Annotated in this window: 4 protein-coding genes and 1 pseudogene; all 5 read right to left on the bottom strand. The window is 51.2% G+C overall.

Going from position 1 to position 4,895, the window contains the following annotated elements:
- Positions 1–134: pseudogene (locus tag IKE44_RS07080) on the bottom strand (IS110 family RNA-guided transposase); the annotation flags it as partial.
- Between the two features lie 476 nt (positions 135–610).
- Entirely contained in the window at positions 611–1,684 is a 1,074-nt protein-coding gene (locus IKE44_RS07075; RefSeq protein WP_049626412.1) for a GerMN domain-containing protein, read from the bottom strand.
- Positions 1,685–1,789: 105 nt separating this feature from the next.
- A complete protein-coding gene (gene racE / locus IKE44_RS07070) occupies positions 1,790–2,584 on the bottom strand; it encodes a glutamate racemase (RefSeq protein WP_011232143.1) in 795 nt (264 codons plus the stop codon).
- A gap of 9 nt (positions 2,585–2,593) precedes the next feature.
- A complete protein-coding gene (locus tag IKE44_RS07065; protein ID WP_015375537.1) occupies positions 2,594–3,037 on the bottom strand; it encodes a MarR family winged helix-turn-helix transcriptional regulator in 444 nt (147 codons plus the stop codon).
- Between the two features lie 199 nt (positions 3,038–3,236).
- Positions 3,237–4,496, bottom strand: coding sequence for a group II intron reverse transcriptase/maturase (gene ltrA / locus IKE44_RS07060; protein ID WP_287465442.1), 1,260 nt, complete (start codon positions 4,494–4,496; stop codon positions 3,237–3,239).
- Positions 4,497–4,895 lie beyond the last annotated feature (399 nt).

Here is a 4,895-nt window from a genome sequence, read left to right as displayed (position 1 = left end):
GGGAACGACTTGCGAAGCACGCGCCCCCGGTCATCCACGAAGCAGGCGTAGTGGGTTCGTTTCGCGATATCGATGCCCACGACAAGCGTTTGTTCCGTAACTTGATCAATTTTATAGTTTTGTGTACAAGTCATCTGAAGTCCTCCTTGGCATGATGGTAATTGTTTGACACCCCTGCATCATACCAAGAGGGCTTTTTTTGATCAAGTCCCCGGAAAAGCTCCTAACGGGAATGCTCCTTTTTCCTTCCCGTTTGCCAGCAGGAGCCGGTCGGTCCTGCCTCCTTCCTTGCATCACGACTCCGTGCCGCCGTTGCCAAAAAACAAAGAGGCGGAGCACGCTTCCACCTCTTTGTTATACCATAACAGCCTATTCGTTTCCAGCTTGGGTGAACACCCCACCACTTACGCTTCGCTTAGAGGCGGGGGCTTCAAGCGACTTGTGCGTGTTCGCCGAACGGTAAGCCACACACAAGAACCCTTTACACTTTCCTTCGTTCCGAAGGGGTCCGTTCTAACCTTATTTTATCCTATTCGTTGGCTAACGCCAACCGACATTCATCTCCCACTTTCACTTTGCTGAGAAGCGGGAGACTTCTTTCGGAAAGATGTTAAAACGACCCGGTATTGACGTTTTGCGGCCGAGCGACCGGTTTGGTGAGCGGCTTGCCATCTTCCGTGACAAGATTGGCTTTGCCATTGACGGTGATCGCCACGCTTTCGACTCCTTTTTGCTCCGTGAGCGACAAAACGAGAGAATTCAACACGACGTCGGAAATGACATTTTTCTTGTTGCTTCCATAAATGCCTTCGTTAAAGTTGAGCGTCACTTTGCCATCCTCGTATTTCGGGGCATCGACAAGCTTCGCGTCCGGCTGAAAGACGCCGACAAGCCCGCTCCCTTGCTCTGGTCCTTGAATCAGTTCGTTGACGGCCGCGGCAATATCATCTTTCTCCTTATTGGACACACGCCGTGTCACCGGCACATAGTATGTGCTGTTCCCTTGTTGGGCGACAAAATAAACGGTGACCGGATGCGTATTCGTAATGTCTGGCACGCCGTTCGCTTCCATATTGATGCCATCGGCGCGGCTTACCCCATCTTGGATCGGCGTTTTATTGACCGGCATCACGTTTTGATCGTAGCCGTTGATGCGGATTTTGACGCGCTTGATATTGTCAAATTGCGTCAATGTCCACGTAATGGACTGCAAAATTCGTTTTTCGTCCTCCGGCTTATAGTTTTTAAATTCCGGCGAAAAGTCAGCGATCAACGTTCCGTCTTTTTCCAATTTTGTGCCAAGCACCGTCGTTCCGGCCGGAATAACCGCGCGGAAGCCGTTCGGTAACATTTCTGACACGGGTCCGTCTTCAACCAAATATTCGAGTACTTGTTTCGCCACGGCCTGCGTTTTCGGCAATTCCACTGTTTGCGGCACGACAAAGCCGTTTTTGTCAATCAAGTACAGCTCTCTTTTCACCGTCTCGGTGGCCTTCGCTTCCTCTTTCCCTTCCTTTTGGCTTTCCGTCGCTTCCTGAAGCGCTTGGCCGTCTTTGACATAACTCGTCTCTTGCGGCGGATCGATCTCCTTCACCGCCTCATCTCGCCCAAACAAACCGCAGCCGCCAAGCAACAACAGCGAGGCGAGCAGCGGCGCCGCCCATATGTGAGTCGTCCGTTTCATTGACGTTCCCTCCTACTCGTAGTTTGTACTACTATGTATACGAGCCGTTTTCCAAAATAGAATAAAAAAAATCCTTTAGCGCATGGACGCTAAAGGATTTGTTGGTTACAGCCGAATCGCTTCGACCGTGCCGATCGGCTTGCCAAACCACTTCCCGGAAATCTTTTCAAACAGCTCTTTCGGCCCGGTCGTGAAAAACAAATGCTCCGGTTCGCGCTCGCCGGTGTAAAGGAGCTGGCTGTGGTGCAAAATCGCGCTCACTTCACGAGCCGTCTCACCGCCCGAGCAAATGAGCTTCACGCGTTTGCCCATATACGTGCGAATGAGCGGCGCGAGCAACGGATAATGCGTGCAGCCTAAAATCAGCACATCGATCGGCAGCGGACGGAGCGGAGCGAGCGATTCGGCGACGATCGCCATCGCCTCCTGCCCTTCAAAGTCGCCGCTTTCCACAAGCGGAACGAATTTCGGACAGGCCAAGCTCTCGACTTGGACGCGCGGATTGATGGATTGAAGCGCCTTTTCATACGCCCGGCTTCGGATCGTGCCAATCGTGCCGATGACGCCGATGTGCCCGCGCCTAGTCGCTTTCAGGGCGGCGCGAGCGCCGGGATGAATAACGCCAAGCACAGGAATGTCAAGCTTCGCCCGCACGTCGTCAAGCGCGACCGCCGTCGCGGTGTTGCAGGCGATAACAAGCATTTTCAAGGGATATTGCCGCAAGTAATCAATCATTTGCCACGTAAATCGCCGGACTTCTTCCACCGGCCGCGGCCCATACGGGCAACGGGCGGTGTCGCCTAAGTAAATAATTTGTTCTTTCGGCAGCTGCCTCATAATTTCTTTGGCGACGGTCAAACCGCCGACTCCTGAGTCAATGACACCAATTGCTCTTTCCAAGTGATCGCCTCATTCTTTCGTCATTTCTTGATGCAATTTGCGCAAACAACGCTCAAAGAGAACGATTTCCTCTTCAGAAAAATTTTCCAACACTTTAGCTAAATCTCTCTGGCGTTTTTCAATCACTTCCTCAATGATGCGCTCGCCTTTTTCCAACAAGTGAATGCGGACGACGCGGCGGTCGTGTTCATCGCGGACTCTGGCGACAAGTCCGTTCCGCTCCATACGGTCGACCAAGTCGGTCGTCGTGCTGCACGCCAAATACATTTTGTTCGATAACTCGCCGACCGTCAAGTCCCCTTCTTCAAGCAGCCACTGCAGGGCGACAAATTGCGGTGGGGTGATCGGATAGTTGGTTAAAATTTCACGGCCGCGCTGTTTCAAATTGGCGGCGATATAACGAAGCAATTTTTCCAACTCGGCGACCGTTTGTTCATTCATCGCAGACGGCATACCATCTCTCCTTGATCGTTTCCGCGGCCAGCCTCAAACGGCGGCTTGCGTCGACAGCTATTCTTACTTTTCATTTTACAACACCGGCAAAGATAATCAACAAAAAAATGCGGCGGCCGCCGCGGATCGAGTAGGAGAGGGTGACTAACCCTCGTCCTCTCACACCACCGTACGTACCGTTCGGTATACGGCGGTTCCATTAAGTCTGACGCAGAGATTCATATCGTTGATAAAGACTCTTCAGCCCTTGGCTCTCCCAATAGGAGTTGCCAAGGGCTTTATGCAGGATGGGACTGGCGGCCACTCTCCAATATTTCTTCCGAGTGTTTCCCCATTCATATGCTTTCTGCTTGGGCACTCCTAAACTTTGCAGTTTTCGGACTCTGGTTCTCGGAAGTTTCCACTCTTTCCATTGGCACATGCGCAGCCTTCGTCGAATCCATCCATCTAGTTCTTTGAACACACTTGGGGTCTCTGCTAGCGAAAAGTATCCACACCATCCCAGAATGTATTGATTGAGCTGTTCGATTCGTTCGGGCATGGGAATCGGTTTCGATCGGCTCGTCATGGTGCGTATCCTTTGCTTCATGCGCCGAATGCTTTCCTTTGCAATTCGGATTTTTGGCTCCTTACTTGGGGTGAAGCTAAAACCGAGGAATTTTCTCCTCCACGGACGATCCACTGCCGATTTGGTTTCGTTGACTTTCAGCCGGAGTTTCTTTTCGATGAATGCCGTGATCGATTTCATCACCCGTTCCCCGGCCTTCTTCGTCCTTACGTAGATATTGCAGTCATCCGCATACCGTACAAACTTGTGCCCTAGTTTTTCCAATTCTTTGTCCAGCTCATCCAGGAGAATGTTGGACAGGAGTGGACTGAGCGGCCCTCCTTGTGGAGTCCCCTCTTGTGTTTCCATGACCACCCCGTTGATCATGACCCCTGCCTGTAGATACTTCCGTATCAACTTTAGGAGGATTTTGTCTGGAATTCGTTTCGCTAATATCCCCATCAGTTTGTCATGGTTGACTCGATCAAAGAACTTTTCCAAGTCGATATCTACCACCCATGTATATCCTTCCTGAATATACTGCTTCGCCTTTTTCACCGCGTCGTGTCCTCTTCGACCGGGACGAAACCCGTAGCTGTGTTCCGAAAAGGATGGGTCAAAGATCGGCGTGAGCACTTGGGCGATGGCCTGTTGGATGAACCGGTCTGTCACGGTCGGGATTCCTAGTAACCTGACTCCTCCGTTCGGTTTCGGGATTTCGACCCGTCGGACCGGGCAAGGTTCGTAGGTCCCTTCTTCTAAAGCGTGCCGTATCGCGTCCCAATGTTCCACGAGGTGTCTTCGCAGGTCTTTGACGGACATTCCATCGGTTCCATGGGACCCTTTATTCTTTTCCACTTGTTTGAGTGCTCGCAGGAGATTCTCCCGTGACAATACCTGTTTCATCCACATTCCGATTCTTCCTCTCTACGTGAACGGTCCGTTCTATTTGTGCCATCTTCTTCTCCACCCTCTTGAGGTTCCCCATGGACTTCACCATTTCCCCCTCAAGCAGGCCCTTTCGGGTTATCTGCTTCATCAAAGAAGATGAACGCCTAGTGGCCGTTCTCCTTCATGGTTCGGTCCTTCCCCTTCTATCTTAAGCTAGACGGGTACTATGACCTCTGCTGACTTCTGTCCGTTCAGCGTTGGATCGCTCCAACGGTTGCCAAGCGCACTTGGCTGTAAATTATCATTTTATTTCAGCACAAAACACCCATTTTTTTGCACATTCTTTCAGAAAGCCCTCTCCCCTTTTCTGAAGGAATGTGCTAAATTTTTTGTGAATTGTTTCGGACAAAGATTTCCATT

The sequence above is a fragment of the Geobacillus sp. genome (assembly GCF_017515625.1).
GTDB lineage: Bacteria > Bacillota > Bacilli > Bacillales > Anoxybacillaceae > Geobacillus > Geobacillus stearothermophilus.
This window is presented reverse-complemented; position numbering and strand designations above follow the sequence as displayed.

What these genes read in the sequence shown, in the direction of transcription:
- IKE44_RS07075 (WP_049626412.1), bottom strand. Translation starts at nt 1,684, where the DNA reads ATGAAACGGACGACTCACATATGGGCGGCGCCGCTGCTCGCCTCGCTG.
- IKE44_RS07065 (WP_015375537.1), bottom strand. Translation starts at nt 3,037, where the DNA reads ATGCCGTCTGCGATGAATGAACAAACGGTCGCCGAGTTGGAAAAATTG.
- ltrA (WP_287465442.1), bottom strand. Translation starts at nt 4,496, where the DNA reads ATGTGGATGAAACAGGTATTGTCACGGGAGAATCTCCTGCGAGCACTC.